At 73.8% G+C, this 21,510-nt stretch carries 17 protein-coding genes; 7 read left to right on the forward strand and 10 right to left on the reverse strand.

Translation table 11 applies throughout. The features are described from left to right. Positions 1-44: 44 nt before the first annotated feature. Complete coding sequence (yczR, locus tag ACW62_RS07680) at positions 45-1,502, forward strand: MocR-like transcription factor YczR (protein WP_205629194.1); 1,458 nt, start codon at positions 45-47, stop codon at positions 1,500-1,502. 58 nt (positions 1,503-1,560) lie between these two features. Next, positions 1,561-2,229, forward strand: coding sequence for a peptide-methionine (S)-S-oxide reductase MsrA (msrA, locus tag ACW62_RS07685; RefSeq protein ID WP_053203480.1), 669 nt, complete (start codon positions 1,561-1,563; stop codon positions 2,227-2,229). 139 nt (positions 2,230-2,368) lie between these two features. Here msrA and ACW62_RS07690 read toward each other — a convergent pair whose 3' ends face one another. The 5 genes from ACW62_RS07690 to ACW62_RS34665 form a co-directional block, all read right to left on the reverse strand. Continuing rightward, positions 2,369-3,028, reverse strand: a complete 660-nt coding sequence (locus ACW62_RS07690) for a DUF3800 domain-containing protein (RefSeq protein ID WP_205629195.1) — start codon at positions 3,026-3,028, stop codon at positions 2,369-2,371. A 60-nt stretch (positions 3,029-3,088) separates the two neighbouring features. Beyond that, positions 3,089-3,778: a DUF3152 domain-containing protein gene (locus ACW62_RS07695; RefSeq protein ID WP_205629196.1), complete on the reverse strand. Its 690-nt coding sequence runs from the start codon at positions 3,776-3,778 to the stop codon at positions 3,089-3,091. Positions 3,779-3,947: 169 nt separating this feature from the next. Further along, on the reverse strand, positions 3,948-4,727 hold the full coding sequence (locus tag ACW62_RS07700; RefSeq protein WP_053203481.1) for a hypothetical protein: 780 nt from the start codon (positions 4,725-4,727) through the stop codon (positions 3,948-3,950). Further along, positions 4,724-5,242 carry a SigE family RNA polymerase sigma factor gene (locus tag ACW62_RS07705; protein ID WP_053203482.1) on the reverse strand — a complete coding sequence of 173 codons (519 nt, stop codon included), beginning with the start codon at positions 5,240-5,242 and terminating at the stop codon, positions 4,724-4,726. The genes ACW62_RS07700 and ACW62_RS07705 overlap by 4 nt, the downstream gene beginning before the upstream one ends. Positions 5,243-5,357: 115 nt before the next feature. Continuing rightward, positions 5,358-6,707 carry a trypsin-like serine protease gene (locus ACW62_RS34665; RefSeq protein WP_205629197.1) on the reverse strand — a complete coding sequence of 450 codons (1,350 nt, stop codon included), beginning with the start codon at positions 6,705-6,707 and terminating at the stop codon, positions 5,358-5,360. Between the two features lie 277 nt (positions 6,708-6,984). On the opposite strand from ACW62_RS34665, the gene ACW62_RS07715 reads away from it, so the two are divergent. Further along, on the forward strand, positions 6,985-7,446 hold the full coding sequence (locus ACW62_RS07715; RefSeq protein ID WP_205629198.1) for an NfeD family protein: 462 nt from the start codon (positions 6,985-6,987) through the stop codon (positions 7,444-7,446). 15 nt (positions 7,447-7,461) lie between these two features. Here the strand turns inward: ACW62_RS07715 and ACW62_RS07720 are convergent, their stop codons facing one another. Next, complete coding sequence (locus ACW62_RS07720; RefSeq protein ID WP_053203483.1) at positions 7,462-8,829, reverse strand: cystathionine beta-synthase; 1,368 nt, start codon at positions 8,827-8,829, stop codon at positions 7,462-7,464. Positions 8,830-8,904: 75 nt separating this feature from the next. Between ACW62_RS07720 and ACW62_RS07725 the strand changes: the two genes are divergently transcribed. The 3 genes from ACW62_RS07725 to ACW62_RS07735 all read left to right on the forward strand — a co-directional run bounded on the left by ACW62_RS07725 (position 8,905) and on the right by ACW62_RS07735 (position 11,531). Then, the gene (locus ACW62_RS07725; RefSeq protein WP_053203610.1) at positions 8,905-9,897 is read left to right on the forward strand and encodes an SGNH/GDSL hydrolase family protein; all 993 of its coding nucleotides are present in this window, start codon (positions 8,905-8,907) and stop codon (positions 9,895-9,897) included. Between the two features lie 82 nt (positions 9,898-9,979). After that, positions 9,980-11,203 (forward strand): acetyl-CoA C-acetyltransferase, encoded by a 1,224-nt coding sequence (locus tag ACW62_RS07730; RefSeq protein ID WP_053203484.1) that lies wholly within the window; start codon positions 9,980-9,982, stop codon positions 11,201-11,203. 97 nt (positions 11,204-11,300) lie between these two features. Next, entirely contained in the window at positions 11,301-11,531 is a 231-nt protein-coding gene (locus tag ACW62_RS07735) for a DUF4287 domain-containing protein (protein ID WP_053203485.1), read from the forward strand. Between the two features lie 77 nt (positions 11,532-11,608). On the opposite strand, the gene ACW62_RS07740 is transcribed toward ACW62_RS07735, so the two are convergent. Next, positions 11,609-12,409, reverse strand: a complete 801-nt coding sequence (locus ACW62_RS07740; RefSeq protein ID WP_083459406.1) for a Bax inhibitor-1/YccA family protein — start codon at positions 12,407-12,409, stop codon at positions 11,609-11,611. 215 nt (positions 12,410-12,624) lie between these two features. Between ACW62_RS07740 and ACW62_RS33865 the strand changes: the two genes are divergently transcribed. Continuing rightward, positions 12,625-14,268, forward strand: a complete 1,644-nt coding sequence (locus ACW62_RS33865) for a DUF3352 domain-containing protein (protein ID WP_053203486.1) — start codon at positions 12,625-12,627, stop codon at positions 14,266-14,268. 236 nt (positions 14,269-14,504) lie between these two features. Here ACW62_RS33865 and ACW62_RS07750 read toward each other — a convergent pair whose 3' ends face one another. From ACW62_RS07750 to ACW62_RS07755, 3 genes are all read right to left on the reverse strand, one after another. Then, entirely contained in the window at positions 14,505-18,257 is a 3,753-nt protein-coding gene (locus ACW62_RS07750; protein ID WP_053203487.1) for a S8 family serine peptidase, read from the reverse strand. Between the two features lie 156 nt (positions 18,258-18,413). Further along, positions 18,414-18,560, reverse strand: coding sequence for a hypothetical protein (locus tag ACW62_RS33870; protein WP_157574501.1), 147 nt, complete (start codon positions 18,558-18,560; stop codon positions 18,414-18,416). Beyond that, positions 18,557-21,433 carry an ATP-binding protein gene (locus ACW62_RS07755; protein ID WP_053203488.1) on the reverse strand — a complete coding sequence of 959 codons (2,877 nt, stop codon included), beginning with the start codon at positions 21,431-21,433 and terminating at the stop codon, positions 18,557-18,559. Before ACW62_RS07755 ends, ACW62_RS33870 begins: the two co-directional genes overlap by 4 nt. Positions 21,434-21,510 lie beyond the last annotated feature (77 nt).

A 21,510-nucleotide genomic window follows, 5' to 3' on the forward strand; every position in this document is an offset into this window, starting at 1 on the left:
CAAGTGGCCTGTTCTTCCATAGCCAATCGTGCCAGAGTGGACTTGTGCGCACTGTCACAGGCCCGCAACTGGCGACGATGATCGGCGACCGGTCCGAAGCCGGCGGTCCGGCGTACGCCCGCGTCGCGGCGTCGATCCGGCGGCTGGTGCTCGACGGCCGGCTGCCGCTGGAGACGCGGCTGCCCGGCGAACGCGGCCTGGCCGCCGCCCTGGGCGTCAGCCGGACGACGGTCACCGCGGCCTACGACGAGCTGCGCGACGGCGGGTTCGCCGTCAGCCGGCAGGGCTCGGGCACCCGGACCGCGCTGCCGCCGTCCCGTGGCGGGGCACGCGACGGCGAGCCGGGCGCTGCCCCGTGGTGGACGCCGTGGGCCTCCGACGGCTCGGACCTGCTCGACCTCGCGCACGCCGCGCCGGAGGCCCCGGCCGAGGTGCGCCGCGCCTACGATGCCGCGCTCGAGCAGTTGCCGCGGCACCTGCCCGGCTCCGGGTACCACCTGTTCGGGCTGCCGGAGCTGCGCGCGGCCGTCGCCGACCGGCTGACGGCGCGCGGCCTGCCCACGCTGCCCGCCCAGGTGCTCGTGACATCCGGCGCGCAGCACGCGTTCACGCTGGTCCTGCAGCTGGCCACCGGCGTCGGCGACCGCGTGCTGGTGGAGCAGCCGACGTATCCGAACGCACTGGACGCGATCGGGCGGCACGGCGCCACCGCTGTCCCGGTGCCGCTGGCCGGCGACGGCTGGGACCTCGGCGCCATGGCGGCCGCCGTCCGGCAGACCGCGCCCCGGCTGGCCTACCTGATGCCCGACTTCCACAACCCGACCGGGCTGCTGGCCACCGACGCCGAGCGGCGCGACCTGGGCGCCGTCCTCACCCGCAGCCGCACGCTCACCGTCGTCGACGAGACACTGGTCGAGCTGGCGCTGGACGGGCCGGTGCCACCGCCGCTGGCCACCTACCTGCCCGACGACCTCACCGTCACCGTCGGCAGCGCGAGCAAGACGCTGTGGGGCGGGCTGCGGATCGGGTGGGCGCGCGCGAGCACCGCGCTGATCCGCCGGCTGGCCGCCGTCCGGGCCGGCGTCGACATGGGGTCGGCGGTGGTCGAGCAGCTCGCCGTCGCCGAACTGCTCGGCGGTCTCGACGCGGCGCTTCCGGCCCACCGGGCGGAGCTGCGCACCCGCCGCGACGCGCTGGTGGCGGCGCTGGCGCGGCGGCTGCCGACGTGGCGCGCGCGGGTGCCGGCGGGTGGGCTGGTGCTGTGGTGCGACCTCGGCGCGCCGGTGTCCAGCCGGCTGGCCGGCGCGGCGGAGCGGCACGGCATCAGGCTCGCGGCCGGCCCGCGCTTCGGCGTCGACGGCGCGTTCGAGCGGTGGCTGCGGCTGCCGTACACGCACCCCGCGGACGTCATCGGCCCCGCCGTCGAGGCGCTGGAGCAGGCGTTCCGGGCGGTGACGGCGGACGGCCGCGCCGCCGCGGACCCCGTCGTCGCCGTCGCCTGAGCCGGGCGGGGAACGCAGCGACCGTCCCCGGTGTTCACCTCTATGGAGGTGTCTGCGAATGTCGCTGTTCGATCGCTTGGTGAAGACGAAGAAGGTCGGCCCCGAGGAGGCGCTGCCCGGCCGCGACGCCCGTCCGTTCGGGCTGGCCGGCATGCACACCGTCCTCGGCACCCCGATCGAGGCAGAGCCGCCGGCCGGGTACCAGGAGGCCGTCTTCGGCATGGGCTGTTTCTGGGGTGCCGAGCGGATCTTCTGGCGGCTGCCCGGCGTCTGGACCACCGCCGTCGGCTACGCCGGCGGGTACACGCCGAACCCGTCCTACGAAGAGGTATGCACCGGCCGCACCGGTCACGCCGAGGTCGTCCGCGTCGTCTTCGATCCCGCCGTCATCAGCTTCGCGGGCCTGCTGAAGGCGTTCTGGGAGGAGCACGACCCCACCCAGGGCATGCGTCAGGGCAACGACATCGGGTCGCAGTACCGCTCGGCCGTCTACACGACGTCACCGGCGCAACTCGAGACCGCGCTCGCCGGGCGCGACGCATACGCGGCCAAGCTGCGGGCGGCCGGCCACGACGACATCACCACGGAGGTCGAACCGCTGGGTGCGTTCTACTACGCCGAGGACTACCACCAGCAGTACCTGAGTGACGCGAAGAACCCGAACGGCTACTGCGGCCTCGCCGGCACCGGCGTCTCCTGCCCCATCGGCACCGGCACGGCGCTCTGAGCACGGCGATCCCAGCCATGAACGACCGGCCATGCAGGTGCATAGACGTTCGATCACTCAGGTTGCTACGCTTCTTGTAGCGGAGACCGGCGACAAGAGGCCCAGGGGGCCTCTTCCCCAACGGGGATAGCCGGTCTCTTCACGTTGCCCGGTTCCACGGCAAGAAGAACGACTGTACGGTCGGCTTGACGCACGGCTCCCACCAACCACACCGTCTCCCTTCAAGCACCCGCTGCGCCGCCCAGAGACCGTAGTCGGCTACCTGCAACCCCCACGACGTCGCGCCGTCCCATACACAGAGGACGATCCTCCGGCTGACCTGGTCGCAGACCTCACGGATGGCTGCTCGCGCCGCCGTCGCTCGGGCATGTGTTCCGAACGAGCTGACAATCGCGTACAAGGTGTCGTCCGCTTCGGCGACCTGCTTGGCGATCTCCTTGAAGTGGAGATACCAGGCCATTCTGTACAGCCCCATTTCACCGCGCTCTCGTACCCCTGCGTAGGCGTTCTCTTTGAGGAGGAACGTCAGGTCGAAGCGTGGCTGTTGCTCTTTGATGAGAGAGAACATCTCGGACTTGGTGGCCTGCGTGTCGTTCTTCGCATGAAACCCTCGGGGGAGGTTGAGGCCTCGGCTCTCGAGGCGTGCACGCAGGCAGAGGCCGTCCCACAGCTCCTTGCCGTGCTCACGATCGAAGACCGCGGTCCCGAAGCCGAAGTACGTCGAAGCGCCCTGCTTGCCAGCCGAGACGTCGTAGTCCAGATTGCCCGTCTCGTCGGCGTACATATAGATCTCCGCCACCCGCGTCACAGTAGGTCGATCAAGATCGCCGCTGCAACAGGACGCCTCCCCGACCCTTCGTCAGGGGTAGGGCCAGCTGTTGGCCAGGCAGCCGTCCAGGCCGTAGGTCTGCTGCAGCATCACCGGCGCCACCTCGCCCGGCCCGGGGCAGTCGACGTGGCCTTGGCCGAGGGCGTGGCCGACCTCGTGGTTGACGACGTACTGGCGGTAGCCGGCGACGTCGCCGTTGTAGTGCGGGACGGCGACCGCCCAGCGCAGCCCGTTCAGCACCACGTTGTCGCCGTTGCGGCAGGACACCTCGCCGCGGGTGCGCAGCGGCGCGCACAACTGGTCTGTGGTGTCCGGGCTGGCGACCAGGATGCGCAGGTCGCCGTCCGACGGCACCCGCTGGAACGAGCGGTGGCCGTCGGCGATCCAGCTGCGCGGGTCGGCCAGCGTGGCGTCGACGACCGCGGCCACCTCGATCGGGTCGAACGGCAGCCCGGTCTCGATCTCGACGGTGTACGTGAGCAGGGTGCTGCCGGTGCCGGCCCGGCCGCTCTCGCCGGGCGTGACGGTGAAGGTGCCGGGCCCCGTGGCGGGGACCTCCGGGGTGGACGGCGTCGGCGTGGCGGTGGGCCGTGGCGGCGGCCGTTCGGCCGCCATGACGACGACCATCTTGGGGGCGTGCCGCTCCGGCGGCGGCGTGGCCGCGTTGCCCGCCATCGGCTCGCCGTCGGGCATCAGCGTCCAGCCGGCGAAGCCCAGCACGGCCAGCCCGAGAGCGAACCCGGCGACACGGCGGCCCCGGCGACACGGCGGCGGTGAGTCCGGTGCCCGGCGACGCCCCCGGCCGCGATGACCGGCGCGACGCACTCGGGAGGCCATGCGGATCATGCTCTCACACGGTTCTCGGACCGATCTCAGAGCGGCCGGGCAGTCACGGCTGACACGTGACGGCGGCCGTTCCGCTGGGGATCTCGCCGATCTGACCGTCGTCCAGCACCTCGGACAGGAGTTCCCCGTCGTCGGCGTAGGCGCGCACGACGTACGGCAACGGCCCTTCGCACGGCCGTTCCTGGTCGATCAGCCGGATGCGGCCCGTCGGATCGAACCAGTATCCGTTCCACAGCACGGCGTCCTGCTCCGGCCCGTCCGCGTACTGGACGGTCACCCGCGTCGCCGGGTCGGCATAGCTGCCGGCCCCCATGCCCACCTCCACGATCAGCGCCTCCGGTTCGTCCACCACCGGACGCCCCAGCGGCAGCTGCGGGTAGCCGTCCCCTCCTGACGGGAGCGCACACCAGACCAGTTCCTCGCCTGTGGGCCCGGCGACCACCCAGGTGGCCAGCGCCTCGGGCGACGCAGGTTCGGTCAGCTGGACTCCGTGTAGCGAATCCCAGGCTTCGGCCGGATCCTGGTGGCCGGCGAAGCAGGTGTCGACCGCGGCCGTCAGCTCGTCGCCGGTCAGCTCGCGCCACTCAGGCTCCGCCTGAATGTCTGCCCCTGCGGCGAGGCCGGGCGCGTCGTCGTCGCGGCCGAGCGCGACCATGCCGGCCGGCACGGCGACGGCGGCCACCGCGCCGACGGCCACCACGCTCCGGGCGGCGGTGCGGCGCCGGCGGGCCCGGCGCCACGCCGTGGCGGCCAGGCCGGGCACCGGCAGGGCGTCGTCGGCCGCCTCTTCCAGGGCGGCTCGCAGGTTCGTCTCGATGCTCATCGTCGCAGCTCCTCCACGTCGTCGGTGCGTTCATCGAGCTCCGGCACGAGGGTGCGCAACCGGGCCAGCGCACGATGCGCCTGGCTGCGCACCGTCCCGACCGAGCAGCCCATGATCTCGGCGACCTCGGCCTCGGGCAGGTCCTCCAGGTACCGGAGCACCAGGACCGCACGCTGCCGCGGCCCGAGCAGCCGCAACGCGGAGCGCAGGTCGAGCCGGCGGACGGCGTCGACGGCGCGGTCGGCCTGCGGCTGCTCCGGCACGGTCGCGCCGAGCACCTCGGACCGGGCCGACCGGCGCCGCCACCATCGGGCGTGGTCGTGGTAGATGATGCGGCGGACGTAGGCTCCCGGGTCGTCGACCGTCCACCAGCGTCCGGCCAGCTTGGCCAGCGCGCCCTGCACGAGGTCCTCGGCCCGGTGCCGGTCGCCGGTGAGCACCACCGCGACCCGCAGCAGCGCCGTCGATCGCGCCGCCACGAACTCCGTGAACTCACGTTCCGCCGCCGCGTCCACATCCGCTCCTCGCCGTCGCCTCACCCTCTATGACGACGTGGCCGGCGCCTCACTATGCACGACGGCGGCGCCGCCCCCGAGATGGGGCGACGCCGCCGTCGATCGGTGCTGCGACTCAGCCGTGTGTCGCCAGCCGTCGCCGGGCGAGGAACGCCGCGGCCGCGCCCCCGGCCAGCAGCAGCGCCAGCGCGAGGCCCGTTCCGGCGCCGGCACCGGTGTCCGGCAGTTCCTCGCCGTCGCCCGGGTCGTCGGTCGGGGTGGACGTCGGCTGCTCGGTCGGCTCCTGCGTGGGCTGCTCCGTCGGCTGCTCGGTGGGCGTCGGGGTCGGTGTCGGCGCCGCGCCCTCCACCGTCACCGTCACGAGCGCGGGAGCGGAGTCGATCTTGCCGTCGTTGGCGATGACGTAGAACGTGTCCTCGCCCTCGAAGCCCGGCGCCGGGGTGTAGGTGAGCGTGCTCGGGTCGTCCTCGTAGCTCAGCTCGCCGAACTCCGGGGCGAAGACCTTGAACTCCAGCTCGTCGCCCTCGGGGTCGCTGCCGGCCAGCTCGATCGTCACCGGGGTGTCGATGGTCGTCTCCGCCGCGGTGGTCTCGACGACCGGCTCGGTGCGGGTCTCAGCGGTGTCCGCGATCGCCGCCGCGACGGCGCTCACCTGCGTGTAGACGCCCGGGTAGTCCGGCCGGGCGCAGCCGTTGCCCCAGCTGACGATGCCGACCTGGACCTGCTCGCCGTTCTCGTCCTCGCGGAACAGCGGGCCGCCGGAGTCGCCCTGGCAGCTGTCGATGCCGCCCTCGGCGAAGCCGGCGCACAGCTCGACGCCGGGCGCGAAGCCCCAGCCCTCGTCGTCCGGGTAGGAGGCGAGGCACTCGTCGTCGGAGACGAACGGCACCTCGGCCTCGAGCAAGAACTGCTGCTGCTCGCCGCCCTCGACGTCGGTGCCCCAGCCGGCCACCGTGAACATGCCCTCGTCGTACTCGTCGGTGGTGGCGAGGGCGAGCGTCGGGACGTCCTCGACCGGCTCCTCCAGCTGGATCAGCGCCCAGTCGGGTGACCCGCCGCCGATGCCCTCGGCGTTGGCCGACCAGACGTACTCGCCGCCGACCTCGACGATGTCCTCGCCGGCGAGGTCGACCGAGCCGATCAGCGCGGTGATGTCGGTGTTCGGGCCGGTGCCGGGCGCGACGCAGTGCGCCGCCGTCAGCACCAGGTCCGGCGCGTACAGGGCACCGCCGCACAGCCCGCCGCCGATGTCGAGGCGGACCATCCACGGATAGTCACCCTCGGCGGCCGGGTCGCCGCCGACGATGCGCGGCAGGACGTCCAGCGTCTCGAAGGCCTGGTCGAGCAGGGTGACCGCGGGATCCGGCGTCTCCTCGGACGACGCGACGCCGGCGGTGCCGAGCAGGCCGGTGCCGGCCACGACGGTGGCCAGCAGGGCGCCCGCGACGCGGACACGATGACGCAAGTGGTAACGCAAGGATTCACTCCGATTCGGCACATGGATTCGCATTCGATGATCACGATCTCCGGGGCGGCACGGAATTCGCCGGGCCCGGAACCGCGGGGAACGGTACCGGAAGCCGCCCCCCCGTCGCGGACCCGACAACACCGTTCCGACCAGGAATTTCACCGGGCCGGACCGGCTCGGGGGGCATTGCCCCGTTTCGTCCGCGACTGGTTCCGCGACACCCTGACATCGTGTCAATGGACACAAATACGGCGATGGTCAATAAACTTCGGCCATGCAGTCGATGTGGGACTGGTTCGGCGAACACGCCTGGGTGCTGGCATGGGTCGGCACCGCGCTCGTCCTCGGGACGATCGAACTCACGACGCTCGACTTCTTCTTCCTCATGCTGGCCATCGGCGCGGCCAGCGGCGCCGTCGCGGCCGCCATGGGCGCGGAGTTCCTCGTCCAGGTGCTGGTCGCGGTGGCGGTCGCCGTGGCACTGCTCGGCGTCGTGCGGCCGATCGCGAAGAAGCGGCTGCTCAAACCGACCCCGTCGTCGTTCGGCGCGGCGGCGCTGGTCGGCCAGAGCGGCGTCGTCATCGAACGCGTCGACGCCCACAACGGGCTGATCAAGCTGGCCGGCGAGGTGTGGTCGGCGCGCAGCTACGACGGGACGTCCGCGTTCGAGGCGGGCGCCACCGTCGGCGTCGTCGAGATCCGCGGCGCCACCGCGCTCGTGCTGGACGAGTCCTGACGCCGCTGCTCCGGGTCAGATCGTGGCGACGTAGCCGAGGAGGTCGGTGCGGGTCAGCACGCCCACCGGCTTGCCGTCGTCGACGACGAGCAGCGCGTCGGCCGTGCGCAGCGCGTCGACGGCGGCGGTGACGGCCTCGCCGGCGCCGACCATGGGCAGCGCCTTCGACATGTGCCGCTCGACGCGGTCGGTGAGGTGCGCGGCGCCGGTGAACAGGGCGTCCATCAGGTCGCGCTCGACGACGGCGCCGGCCACCTCGGCGGCCATGACCGGCGGCTCGGCCCGCACGACCGGCATCTGCGACACGTTGTACTCGCGCAGGATGTGGACGGCGTCGGCGACGGTCTCGGCCGGGTGGGTGTGCACCAGCGCCGGCATCTCGCCGGTCTTGCCGCGCAGGACGTCGCCGACGGTGGCGCCCTCGACCGGCGGCAGGAAGCCGTACGACGTCATCCAGGCGTCGTCGAAGACCTTGGACAGGTAGCCGCGACCGCCGTCGGGCAGCAGCACCACGACGACGTCATCCGGCCCGGCCCGCTCGGCCACCCGCAGCGCGGCCACGACGGCCAGCCCGCAGGAGCCGCCGACCAGCAGGCCCTCTTCGCGGGCCAGCCGGCGGGTCATGTCGAAGGAGTCCTTGTCGGACACCGCGACGATCTCGTCGCACACCTCGGTGTCGTACGTCGTGGGCCAGAAGTCCTCACCGACGCCCTCGACGAGGTACGGCCGGCCGGTGCCGCCGGAGTAGACCGAGCCCTCCGGGTCGGCCCCGACGACCTGCACCCGGCCGCCGGACACCTCCTTGAGGTAGCGCCCGACGCCGGTGATGGTGCCGCCGGTGCCGATGCCCGCCACGAAGTGGGTGATGCGGCCGTCGGTCTGCTTCCACAGCTCCGGGCCGGTGGTCTCGTAGTGCGAGCGCGGGTTCGCCGGGTTGGAGTACTGGTCGGGCTTCCAGGCGCCGGGGGTCTCGCGGACCAGCCGGTCGGAGACCGAGTAGTAAGAGTCGGGGTCCTCCGGCGCGACCGCCGTGGGGCAGACCACCACCTCGGCGCCGTACGCCTTGAGCACGTTCCGCTTGTCCTCGCTCACCTTGTCGGGGCAGACGAAGATGCAGCGGTAGCCCTTGCGCTGCGCCGCCAGCGCCAGCCCGACGCCGGTGTTGCCACTCGTCGGCTCGACGATGGTGCCGCCGGGCCCGATGAGGCCGGCCTTCTCGGCGTCCTCGATCATGCGGGTGGCGATGCGGTCCTTCACCGAGCCGCCCGGGTTCAGGTACTCGACCTTCGCCAGCACGGTGGCCGGCAGCGCCTCGGCGACGGCGCCCAGCCGGACCAGCGGGGTGTTGCCGATGAGGTCGAGGACGTTCTCGTAGTACTCCACGCTGCTGAGATTAGCCGAGGGCGTGGCTCGCCTCGGCCGAGCCGTCCGGTTCGCTAGAGTCGAACGGTGGTCGGCATGGTCAGCGCTCGGACGGCACGTCGTCTCGCCGCGGCCGCCGCGTACGGGGGTGGTGGGCTCAGCCTGATCGGCGCCGCCGGCTACGGACTGCTGCGGCTGCAGGCGAAGCTGGCCCGGCGCACCATCACCGGCCGCCCGCTCGGCGGCCCGCCCGACCCCGACGGCCGCTACGGCAGCGGCGACGACCCGCCGCTCTCGTTCGTCGTCGCAGGCGATTCCGCGGCGGCCGGGTACGGCGTCGCGACCGCCGAGGAGACGCCCGGCGCGCTGCTCGCCGCCGGGCTGGCCGAGGTCGCGCACCGCCCGGTCACCCTCACCACCGTCGCGCAGGTCGGCGCCCAGACGGCCGACCTCGCCGACCAGCTCGACCGCGCGAAGGCCGCCGCCCCCGACGTCGCGCTGCTCATCGTCGGCGGCAACGACATCACCCACCAGGTGAAGCTGGCCGAGTCCGTCCGGCTGCTCGACGAAGCCGTGCGGCGGCTGCGCGAGACCGGCTGCCAGGTCGTCGTCGGTACCTGCCCCGACCTCGGCACCATCCGCCCGATCCGCCCGCCGCTGCGCTGGCTGGCCCGGCACGCGAGCCGGCAGCTGGCCGCCGCCCAGACGATGGCCGTCGTCGCGGCCGGCGGACGCACCGTCTCGCTCGGCTCCATCCTCGGCCCCGAGTTCGACGCGGCGCCCGGCGAGCTGTTCAGCGAGGACCAGTTCCACCCGTCGTCGGCCGGCTACGCGCACGCGGCCGCCGCCGTGCTGCCGTCGCTGATCGGCGCGCTCGGCCTGTGGGCTCCCGGCGACGAGACGCCCGAGCTCGGCCGCGGCGACAGCGTGCTGCCGGTGTCTCTCGCGGCGGTCGCGGCCGCCGACCACGCCGGGACCGAGGTCGCCGCCGCGACGCTGGGCGGCCGGGCCCGCGGGCCGCGCGGCCCCTGGGCCCAGCTGCGCAACCGCCGCCGGCGGCCGCTGCCGGAGACGCCCGAGCGGGTCTGACCCCGCCGCACCGGCCCGCTCGCGGGGCGCGGCGGGTATCCTGGAGTTACCAGCGAGTAACCCACGGTCGAAGGAGCCCGCCATGCCCGAGGCAGTCATCGTCGCCACCGCGCGGTCGCCGATCGGGCGGGCCTACAAGGGGTCCCTGGTCGGCGTGCGGCCGGACGACCTGGCCGTCGCGACCATCCGGGCGGCGCTCGACCAGGTCCCGGCGCTCGACCCCGCGACCATCGACGACCTGTATGTGGGGTGTGCGGAGCCGCGCGACGAGCACGGCGGCAACGTCGCGCGGCGCATCGCCGTCCAGCTCGGGCTCGACGCGATGCCGGCGGCGACGATCAACCGGTTCTGCGCGTCGTCGGTGCAGACGGCGCGCATGGCGTTCCACGCGATCAAGGCCGGCGAGGGCGACGTGTTCGTGTCGGCCGGCGTCGAGTGCGTGTCCCGGTACGTCGGCTTCGGCGGCGCCGGCGTCGACCCGGCCGAGACGCAGAACCCGGCGTTCGCCGACGCGCAGGCGCGCACGGCCAGGTACGCCGAGACGAACGAGACGTGGCACGACCCGCGCGACGACGGTCAGCTGCCCGACATCTACCTCCAGATGGGCCAGACCGCCGAGAACGTCGCCACCTACGCCGGCGTCACCCGCGCCGAGCAGGACGAGTTCGCCGTCCTCTCCCAGTCGCGGGCCGAGCAGGCGGTGAAGGACGGCTTCTTCGCCCGCGAGATCGTCCCCATCACCCGGCCCGACGGCCAGGTCGTCGACACCGACGACAGCCCGCGGCCGGGCACCACGCTGGAGAAGCTGGCCGCGCTGCAGCCGGTGTTCCGGCCCGGCGGCACGGTGACGGCGGGCAACTGCACGCCGCTCAACGACGGCGCCGCTGCCGTCGTGATCATGTCCGACGACCGCGCCCGCGAGCTGGGCCTGACGCCGCTCGCCCGCATCGTCGCGACGGCCACGTCGGCGCTGTCGCCGGAGATCATGGGCCTCGGCCCAGTCGAGTCCACCCGCCGGGCGCTGGACCGCGCCGGCATGACCATCGGCGACGTCGACCTCGTCGAGATCAACGAGGCGTTCGCCGCCCAGGTGGTCCCGAGCGCGCGGCAGCTCGGCATCGAGTACGACAAGCTCAACGTGCACGGCGGCGCCATCGCGCTCGGCCACCCGTTCGGCTCCACCGGAGCACGCATCATGACGACCTTGGTGAACGGCCTGCGCACGCGCGACGCGTCGATCGGCCTGGAGACGATGTGCGTCGGCGGGGGCCAGGGGATGGCGATCATCCTCGAGCGGATGGGCTGACGCCCCGCGGCCAGATGGTCTTGGGTGTAGGGGTTGTGCCCTCCGGAGTCCTGCGGCACAGTCGATGTACGGAGACCTCGACACCCCGGAGGCAGCCATGAGCCTGAATCACTCCGACGAGACCCATCGCAACCTTCTCGCCCGCGTTCCCGGCGTCACCGGGCGAGAACTCCCGGAGTGGTTCGCGGCCTTGGAGGCCGGACCGTCCTTCCTGCGGTTCGACGACCGGGTGAGATGGCTCCGCGACGAACACGGGCTGGCGCACGGCCACGCGACGGCCATCGTGCACGAGGCCGACCTGCGCCGCGCCGCCCGCAACTTCAGCTGAGACGCTGACACGAACGGCCCGCCCCGTGAACTGCACGGGACGGGCCGTTCGTACGTCAGGCGGCGCTGCCGCCGGGGTCATTCACCCCGGAGGATGGCCAGCAGCCGCAGGATCTCGAGGTAGAGCCAGACCAGCGTGACGGTGAGGCCGAACGCCGCCGTCCAGGCGAACTTGGCCGGAATCCCAGCCTTGACGCCCTTCTCGATGAAGTCGAAGTCGAGGATCAGGCAGAACGACGCCAGGCCGACCGCGAACAGGCCGATCAGCACGCCGAACCAGCCGTCGCGGAAGCCGAAGGCGCTGTCGGACGAGCCGAACCACATGAACATCAGGTTGACCAGGCTGAAGATGCCGTAGCCGATGAGTGCGATCATGACGCCGCGACGGAACCTCGGCGTCACCCGGACCTTGCCGCTGCGGTAGACCAGCAGCGTCGCCGCGAACACGCCCAGCGTGCCGAGCACGGCCTGCGCGACGATGCCGTCGAGCGGGCGGCCGGAGACGGCGTAGTTCTCGAAGATCTGGCTGATGCCACCGACGAACAGACCCTCGAACGCGGCGTAGGCCAGGATCAGGGGCGGCGACGGGTTGCGCTTGAACGCGTTGACCAGGCCGAGCACCAGGCCGACGATCAGGCCGATCATGGCCAGGCCCGGGTTCATCCAGCCGATGACGGCGCCGGCGAGCAGCACCGCGAAAGTGATGCCGGTCTTCGTGATGACGTCGTCGTACGTCATCCGCCCGGTCTGCACCGGCGTCGCCGACGGCGCGGCGTACATGTTCTGCAGTTCTTCAGCACTCGGCGCGGCGGCGTCGTAGGTCGCGTGCCGTCCGTTGAAGCCCTCAGCCCGGCCGAAGATCGGGTTGTTTCCCTGCATCGTTCTCCTCCAACGCCCCACGGCGGGGCGAGTCAGGTGCGTTCCGCAAGTCTACTGATCACGCGTGGTGCGGACACCCCCGGGCGCACGGCCCAGGCCGCAATGGTGACACCTCATCCACACGTTGGCACAACCCATGAAGAGGGACTTTCCGCTACCCTGGGCCGCGCGTCCGGCCGGGTCCGGCGCACCAACGGGGGAAAGCGGAGGTCAGCATGGTGTATCCAGGGTCGCCCACAGGTCCGGACGAGCCGGATCCCGGACCGGTCCCGCCGCCTCCGCCGCCGTCCGGCCAGCCGCTCCCCTACCCCGACGCCGCCGACGCCGAGCCGGCGATCGTGCCGCGCAAGCGCCGCGGCCTGCTGGCCGGCGGCATCGCGGCGGCGGTCCTGCTGGTCGTGCCCGGCGCGGTGTTCGCGTGGCAGGCGCTCGACGGCGGCGGCACGCAGCCGCACGACGTGCTCCCGTCCGACGCCATCGGCTACGTCCGGCTCGACCTCGACCCGTCCGCCGGGCAGAAGATCGAGGCGTTCCGGTTCCTGCGGAACTTCCCGCTGTTCACCGAGGCCACCGGCATCACCGACGAGGACGCCGACCTGCGCGAGCGGTTCGTCGACGAGCTGGCCGCGTCCACCGGCTGCGACATCGACTTCGCCAGGGACGTCGAACCGTGGGCCGGCGAGCGCATCGGCGCCGCCATGACGCCGCCCGCGGGCGACGCCGACGCACCGGGCTACGTCGTCGCGCTGCAGGCCAGCGACGAGGACGCCGCCACCGCCGCGATCGACCGCATCCTCGGCTGCGGCGGCGACGGCGCCGAGACCGAAGGGCTCGGACGCGCCTACGTCGACGGCTACCTGCTGGTCACCGACACCCAGGAGAACGCCGACGCCTACGCGGGCGCCGCGGCCGACTCGTCGCTGGCCGACAACGCCGAGTTCACCGAGGCCATGGACCTGCTCGGTGAGCAGGGCATCGCCTCGGCGTGGATCTCCGGCGGCGCCATGTTCGACCTGTTCGACGCGTCGGCGGGCTCGTTCGGTGCCGGCGCCGGCGACGAGGGCATGCCGTCGCTGGACGACCTGCGCGACGTCGTCGACCAGACGTACCGCAGCGTCGCGCTGTCCCTCCGCTTCGACGACCGGTACGCCGAGCTGGCCGGTGTGGTCAGCGGCAGCTCGTACCGCGCTCTCGCCGGTGGCGGCGTCGACGCGTCCGTGCCCGACGACACCACCCTGTTCATCGGCCAGCACGACGCCGGCCAGTACCTGCGCGACACCTGGGACACGTCGCTGGAGGCGATCCCCGACGGCGCGGAGATGATGGCCGAGCTGGAGGCCCAGACCGGCATCGTCCTGCCCGACGACCTCGCCACCCTCCTCGGCGACGACCTCGTCGTGGCCGCCGACGCGAGCAACCTGGACCTCGACGACGCGGACGGCCTGTTCGGCGTCGAGATCGGCGCCCGCGTCGTCACCGACCCGGACGCGTTCGCCGACCTGTGGGATCGCGTCGAGGGCCTGGCCGCCGACGCCGGCGCACCGCTGGACGAGCTGCCGCTGCGGACCACCGACGACGGCTACGTGCTGGCCACCTCCGACGACTACGCCGACGTCCTGCTCGACGGCGGCGGCCTCGGCGACACCGACGCCTACCGCACCGCGGTCGCCGGCGCCGACGACGCCGACTCCGTCCTCTTCCTCAACGCCGACGCCGTCACCGAGCAGCTGCTCGCCGCCGGTGGCGACTCCCTCGGCGACGCCGAGCGGGAGTCGATCGAGGCGCTCCAGGCGCTCGGCCTGGCCCTGCACCTCGAGGACGGCCACCTGGAGCTGAGCCTGCGCGTCACCACCGGCTGAGGTCAAGGGTGTGTCTCCCAGGTCCGTGGCCTACTGCGCGACCCCCAGGCGGCGCCTCGCTGCGTTCTCGTCAGTCGCCATAGGCACCGCTATGTCTCCTTCCTCGGCCTTGCGAGGCATCCACCTGGACGCCGCTCGCTACGGCCGAGACCTGGGAGACACACCCTTGCTGTACCCGGCGATGGGGGCCTTGGGAGGGACAACTGACACCCCATCGCCGGGCACGGTCGTGACGGCTAGCCGGCCGCGTCGACCCGCCAGCCGCGGTCGATCTGCTGGCTGACGGTGTTGCCGGCGGCGTCGGCGACGGTCACCCGCAGCGACGCCAGGCCGCCGGCCGCGGCCGGGACGGTCGCCACCAGCGTCCCGTCGCCCGACGGGGTCACGGGGGCCGGCTGCCAGCTGGCGCCGTCGTCGAAGGACACCTCGGCGGTCGCGGTGAACTCGCCCGGGCCATCGGCGCCCGCCGGGTAGGACGGACGCAGCTCCACCGGGTAGGACACGCCGGCCGGGACCTCGTTGTACAGGCCCGCCTCCAGCCCGTAGTCCAGCTGGATCAGCGGCAGCACCTCCCGCAGTTCCGACGGCCGCTCGGACCGGAAACCCCACGTCGTCAGCGTGTGCGTCCACAGGTCGGAGAAGTTGCCCCCTCCGGCGGTCGTCTCCAGTGACAACTCGAAGTCCGCCGCCGCCCCGGGCACGGTGAACTGCGCTTCCGACCAGCCGGCCCGCCCGACCTCGACACCGTCGCGGCGCAGCACCAGCTCCGTCTCGTCGCCGAACTGCTGCTGGTTGAAGCCGTACGTCGACGGGCCGTAGAGGTACTGCGGCATCGACACCCGGATCGCGTCGCGGAACCGCGCGGCCGGCATGCCGTACTCCTCCGACCCGGTCAGCGCCGGCGTGCCGGGCGCCACGAGCGGGCCCCACCAGACCTGCTCGGTGCTGCTGCCCGCGGTGTACGGCCGGATGCCCGACCACGTCCAGTACACGTTGAGGAACTCCGGGTGCGGCTGGGCGAACCGCTGCCACTCGACGCCGTCGGCGCTCAGGTACTCGGTGCGGTGCACCGGCCCGTTGCGCATGATGCCCATGGCCGACCCGAGACTGGCGGTGCCGGTGACCGGGACCCACGCCTCGCGCCGGCCCATCTCCGCCGACGCCTGCCGGTACTCGGACTCGACGGTGGCGAGGTCGTCGTGGTCGACCTCGTAGCTGCCGCCGTCGGGCACTCCGTCCTCGACGAACGCGAGCTGGTAGCTGTACTCGGCGTCGCGGCGGCCGGTGACGTCGAGCTCCAGCCCCGGGGTCGCCGCCATGGCGGCACGCAGCTGCTCGCCCACCGGCCGCTCGATGACGTACGCGGGCAGTGGCGCGTTCCAGAACGACGGCGCCCACGGTCCGGGGCCGGTGTCGGCCACCAGCAGGAACGCCGCGCCGGCCGTGGCGGCCAGCTGCAGCTGCTCCTGCATCGCCGCGCTGCCGCCCCGCCGGGTGACCAGCGCGATCGCCCCGGCAACGTCGACGGCGGCGAACTCAGCTGCGGTGCCGGTGCCGGCGTCGACCACCGGCAGCGGGCCGGAGCCGGCGTAGGCGGCCGGCGCGGTGGCCGGGACCGGCGCCGGCAGCAGCCGCTCGCCGTCGGCGCTCAGCTCGAGCGCCGGCTGGGTGAGCAGCCACGTCGTCGACACCTCGAACGTGCCGGTGCGGGCCGGCCCGCTCTCGAACGTGTACAGGTCGGTGCCGAGATACCCCTGTCCGGCGGTCATACGGATCGACTGCTCGCCGGCCTGACGCGCCCAGACGACGTCGAACCCGTCCACGCCGGCCTCGCGCGGCGTCGCCACCTCCAGCGGCTCGGCGTCGCGCGCGTCGTAGGCCAGCGCCACATCGGCGCCGATGTGCAGGTCGGGCTCGGCGGCGAGTGCGAGGCTGGTCTTGATGAGGTCGGGGCCGGGGGTCTCGACGGTGGTGACGACGGTGTAGTCGCCTTCGGGCACCTCGACGGTGGCGGTGCCCGTGGTCCGTGGCGTGAACACCCGCTTCCACTCGCCGGTCTCGATGTTCCAGAGGTCGACCGGGCCGTGGGCGGGTGCGCCGTTGCGGTCCACCGCGCTCACCGTGACGGTGTGCACCGGACGCTCGATGGTGAACGTCGTGACGCTGTGGACGGCGCTGTCGCGGTCGCGCGGGTCCTGCGCGACGATGCGGCCGGTGTAGGTGCCGCCGGTGCTGGCCTCGGCGGACACCTCGACCCGGGTGCTGGCGCTGCCGCCCGGCGGGATGGAGAGGACGGGGTTGCGCACCCGCATGGCGGGCCGGCTCGGGTCCGACCCGCCCGGCCGGGTGACGTCGGCGCTGACGCGCAGCGTGACGCGTCGGTCGGTCGGGTTGTGGTAGGTCAGCGTGCGGCTGACGACCGGCGCGTCCATCGCCAGCTGCCCGAAGTCGACGACGCCCTGGTCGACGGTGATGGACTCGCTCACCGCGGCGGCGACGTCGATCCGGCCGGCGCCCTGGAACGTCAGGCTCTCGTCCAGCGGCGTGCTCGACGTGATCAGCCGCTGCTTGAGTTGCTCGTCGGTCCAGTCCGGGTGGCTCTGGGCCAGGATCGCGGCCGCGCCGGCGACGTGCGGCGTCGCCATCGAGGTGCCGTTCAGCGAGGTGTAGTGCCCGTCCAGCAGGTTGCCCAGCGCCGTCCCGGCCGCCCGCGCCGCGACGATGCCGACGCCGGGCGCGACCACCTCGGGCTTGACCGCGCCGTCGCCGAGCCGCGGGCCCCGCGACGAGAATCCCGCCGCCTGGTCCTGCTTGTCGACGGCGCCGACGGTGAGCGCGGACGTCGCGGCGCCGGGCGAGCCGACGGTGCTCTCGCCCGGGCCCGCGTTGCCGGCCGCGATGACGAACAGCGCGTCCGACTCGGCGCTGAGCCGGTCGACGGCCTGGCTCATCGGATCGGTGCCGTCGCTGGCGCCGTCGGTGCCCAGGCTCATGCTGACGATGTCGGCGCCCTGCGCGACCGCCCACTCCATGCCGGCGATGATCCAGTCCTCGTAACCGGAGCCGGTGTTGTCCAGCACCTTGCCGATCAGCAGGTCGGCGCCCGGCGCCACGCCGACATGTGTGCCGCCGGACGCGGCGCCGGTCCCGGCCACCGTCGCCGCGACGTGCGTGCCGTGACCCTGGCCGTCGACCGCGATCTGGCCCTCGGGGTCGGCGTCCTCGGTGAAGTTGCTGGCGCCGGTGACCTGGCCGGCGAGGTCCGGGTGGGTGGGGTCCCAGCCGGTGTCGAGGACGGCGACGGTGCTGCCGGTTCCGTCCAGCCCCTGCTCCCACGCCTCCGGCGCGCCGATCTGCGGCACCGACTCGGCCAGCGTCGCCTCGACCCGGCCGTTCAGCCAGACCCGCCCGACCGCGCCGGACACGACGTCGTCCCAGACCGAGCGCACGTCGTCCTTCGCCGCCGACACCGACAGCGCGCCGATGCTGGGCAGCTCCCGCTCGGCCCGGGTGCCCGAGGGAGCCTCGGGCACGCTGCGTATCCCGGGGCCGTCGGGCGCGGACACCAGCAGCGGCAGGTCGGTGCGGGCGGCGTCGTGGTAGCCGGCGCCGGCCAGGTAGGTGAGGTCGAACAGCCGCTCGTCCAGCACGCCGGACTGCACGTACGGGACCGCCTCGTCCGGCAGCGCCAGCACGTGGCCGTCGCGCTCGGCGAACGCCGGCGGCTCGGCGCCGGGCGACGTCTCCGACCACGCCGCCTGCCGTCCGTCCGGCGCGACGTGCAACGTCACGACGTCGCCGGTGAGCAGCGTCAGCTGGTACGTGTGCCCGGTCGCGGCCGAGCCGGTGGCGGGGGTCGCCGTTGCCGCGCCGCCCGCGGGCCCGGCGGCGGGCGCCGTCGCACCGGAGCCGAGCAGCAGGGCTGCGGCCACGGCCGGGACGAGCAACCGGGCGCGAGTGCGGCGCCAGGACAGGATGGTGCGGGGCATGGGACCTCGTCTCCTCGGGCCGCGGCCCCGCCGCCCGACGGGGGTTGGCGGGCGGCGGGGTAATCCGCGGCGGGGGATCACCGTGTGCCCACCGTTCCGTACCGCGCCGTCCGTTGCGATTGGGCGAATCACCCATTTATGTCCGGCGCGGAACCGTCAGAGCGGTTCCCAGCGCTCGCCGTCGGCGGGCTCCGGCTCGTCGGCGGGCACGTCGTCGTCGGTGTCGTCGGGGTCGGGCGGGTCGCTCACGTGCATGAGGTCACGGTCGGACACTCCGCAGCCGTTCGCGAGTGGGGAGATCACCCATTCTTCTCGGCGACGGCGACCGCGAGCGCCGTCCGCGACGCGACGCCGAGCTTGCGCATGGCCGCGCTCAGGTGGCGGTCGACGGTGCGCGGCGAGAGGAACAGCGCCTCGGCGACCTGCCGGTTGGTGAGGCCCTGCGCGACCAGCCCGGCGACCTCGGCCTCGCGCGGCGACAGCTGGTCGCCGTAGCCGCGCCGGCCGCCGCGCCAGGCCCGGGCGACCTCGACGCCGTTGCCGCGCAGCACCTGGGCGACGCGGTCGGCGTCCCAGCGGGCGCCGAGGTCGAGCAGCCGCAGCTGCACCGTCGCCAGCAGGTCCAGCGCGGCGGCGCCCGGCAGCAGCACCAGCGCCTGCCGCTCCAGCGCGAGCAGCTCCTGATAGGGACGGGGCAGCGCGGCCCACGCCGCGGCGGCCACCCCGAACAGCTCCGCGGCGGCGGCGCCGGAGCCGGCCACGATGCCCCGGCAGACCAGCAGCGCCGCCTGCGGGGCCGGCGCCGCGCGGTCGCCCAGCCCGGCCGCGAACAGGTCGGTCAGCTCGCGCGCGTCGTCCGCCCGCCCGGCCCGCACCAGCGCGTCGACGTGCGCCGGCGCCAGCTCGGTGGCCCACAGCCAGATCCCCTTGCGCACGACCATCGCCATCGCCGGCTCGGTGACCCGCAGCGCGTCCGCGACGGCGTCGTCGGCGAGGAGGAGCCGGCCCAGCGCACCGGCCGGCCCCGTTTGCACGTCGACCAGCCCGCGCCGCACCGCCTCGGCGACGACCACCCGGAACTGGTCGGCGGCGTCGTCGCGGCGACCGCCGGCGAGGTCGAGCAGGCCGAGGATCATCCGCGCCTCGAGCAGCGCCTCCGGCAGCGTGTCGGCGGACCCGGCCAGCTCGGTGACCCGCGCCGACAGCCCGTCCCAGGCGCCGCCGTGCCAGTCCAGGTTGGCCCGGGTGATCAGAGCCGAGTTCACCAGCCGCTGGTAGCCGGTCGCGGCAAGGAGGTCGACGGCGCCGTCCAGCTGCCGCCCGGCGACCGCGTCGCGGCCCCAGCCGATCGCGGTGTGCCCGACGTTCATCCGGCAGCGGCCCAGCTGGCGGCGGTCGAACAGGCTGTCCGCCGCGGCGGCGTCGATCTCCTCGGCGGCGGCCCAGCCGGCCGCTTCGCCCATCATCAGCAGCGCGCTGGCACGGTCGACCGCGAGCCACGTCTGCTCCTCCGCCGGGACCTGCGGGAACAGCGCCGTCGCGCGGTCCAGCCAGTCGCGGTGCCGGGTGACCGGCCAGACCTGCCCGCGCGGATGCGACAACGAGATCATCGCCCGCACGGCCAGCTCCGGGCGGCCGGCCAGTTCGCCGGCGGCGGTCTCGACGTGCTCGATGCCGGTGTCGAAGTCGCCGAGCTGCAGCCAGAGCCGCCCGAGCAGCAGCCGGATCTCGCCGCGGCGGTCGGCCGGCAACTCCGGGCGGTCCAGCGCGGCGGCCAGCGTCGTGGCGACCACCACGGCCAGCTCGCCGAGCGCCGCGACGCCCCAGGTGGCGGCCTGGCCCAGCTTGTGCGCCAGCCGGGCCTCCCGGTCCGGCGGATGCGCGGCGGCAGTGAGCAGGTCGTTCAGTAGGACGACGGCGGCGCGGTCCTCGCCGGCCTCCAGCGCGACGTCGGCGGCGGCCTCGGCGTGCCGGCTCCACGCGGCGACGTCGCCGGCCTCACGGAAGTGCCGGCTCAGCCGCAGCACCGGCGGCGTCGGCAGCTCCTGCAACGCGGCGGCGGCCTGGCCGTGCAGCAGCCGCCGCTCGGACACCGGCAGCGCCTCCTCCATCGCCCGCGACGCCAGCACGTGCCGGCCGACGAACCGGCCCGGCGACGCCTCACGCAGCAGCCCCGACGTCAGCGCGGCGGCCAGCCCCGGCCGCGCGTCGTCCTCGTCCAGGCCGGCGACCCGCGCCAGCAGGACGCCGTCGGCCGGCTCGGCCAGGACGGCCGCGGCCTCCAGGATTCGGCGCGCGGCCGGCGGCAGCCGGTCGACCCGTTCCAGCACCGAGTCGCGCACCGTCGGCGGCACCTGCAGGTCGTCGACGGCGCGCCGGGACCACTCGCCGCCGCGGCGGACGATGTCGCCGCGTTCACGCAGCAGCGACAGGCTCTCCTCCAGCGCCAGCGGCACGCCCGCGGTGCGGCGGTGCAGGAACGAGACGAACTCCGCCGAGACGTCGTCGGTGGCGAACATCGACGCGACCAGCGCGGTCGTCTCGCCGACCGTCAGCGGCTCCAGCGCCAGCTCCAGGCGGCGCAGCCCGGCCGGCGGGCGCGCCGTCAACCGCAGCAGCGGCGACGCGGCCGGGACGTCGGTGCCGCGGTACGTCACGACCAGGCTGAGGTCGTGCGCCGTCGCCGCGACCAGCAGCGGCAGGAACTCCAGCGTCGCGGCGTCGGCCCAGTGCGCGTCCTCCAGCACCAGTACTTCGACGCCGGACCGCTCGACCAGCTCGGCCAGCGCACGGAACAGCCGGTGCCGGGTGGAGCTGGGGTCCGCCAGCGGCTCCAGCGCGGGCGGCAGGTGCTCGGCCCACTCCGGGAACAGCGGCCGCAGCGCCCCCGCCAGCGGGCTGAGCCGCACCCCGTCGACCGGCAGCCGGTGCAGCGCGTCGACCAGCGGCCCCAGCGGGAACGGCTCGGCCAGCGGCGGGCAGGCCGCCACCAGCGTCGTCGCGGGATCCAGCGAACCCAACGCTTCCTGCACCAGGCGGGTCTTGCCGATGCCGGCCTCGCCCTCGACCAGCGCGAACACCGGCTCGCGCGGCGCGGCGAGCGCGGACGTGAGTGCGGACAGCTCGCGCTCGCGCCCGACGAACGCCGTCCCCGGCACCGCGTGCTGGCGGTCCACCCACACCTCCCGTCGCGCCGCAGGAACGTCGTCGCCGGCCGGTCCGCCCCGCCGAGGTCGGCAATCAGCCAGCCTAG

The sequence above is a fragment of the Jiangella muralis genome, from assembly GCF_001270745.1.
Taxonomy (GTDB): Bacteria; Actinomycetota; Actinomycetes; order Jiangellales; family Jiangellaceae; genus Jiangella; species Jiangella muralis.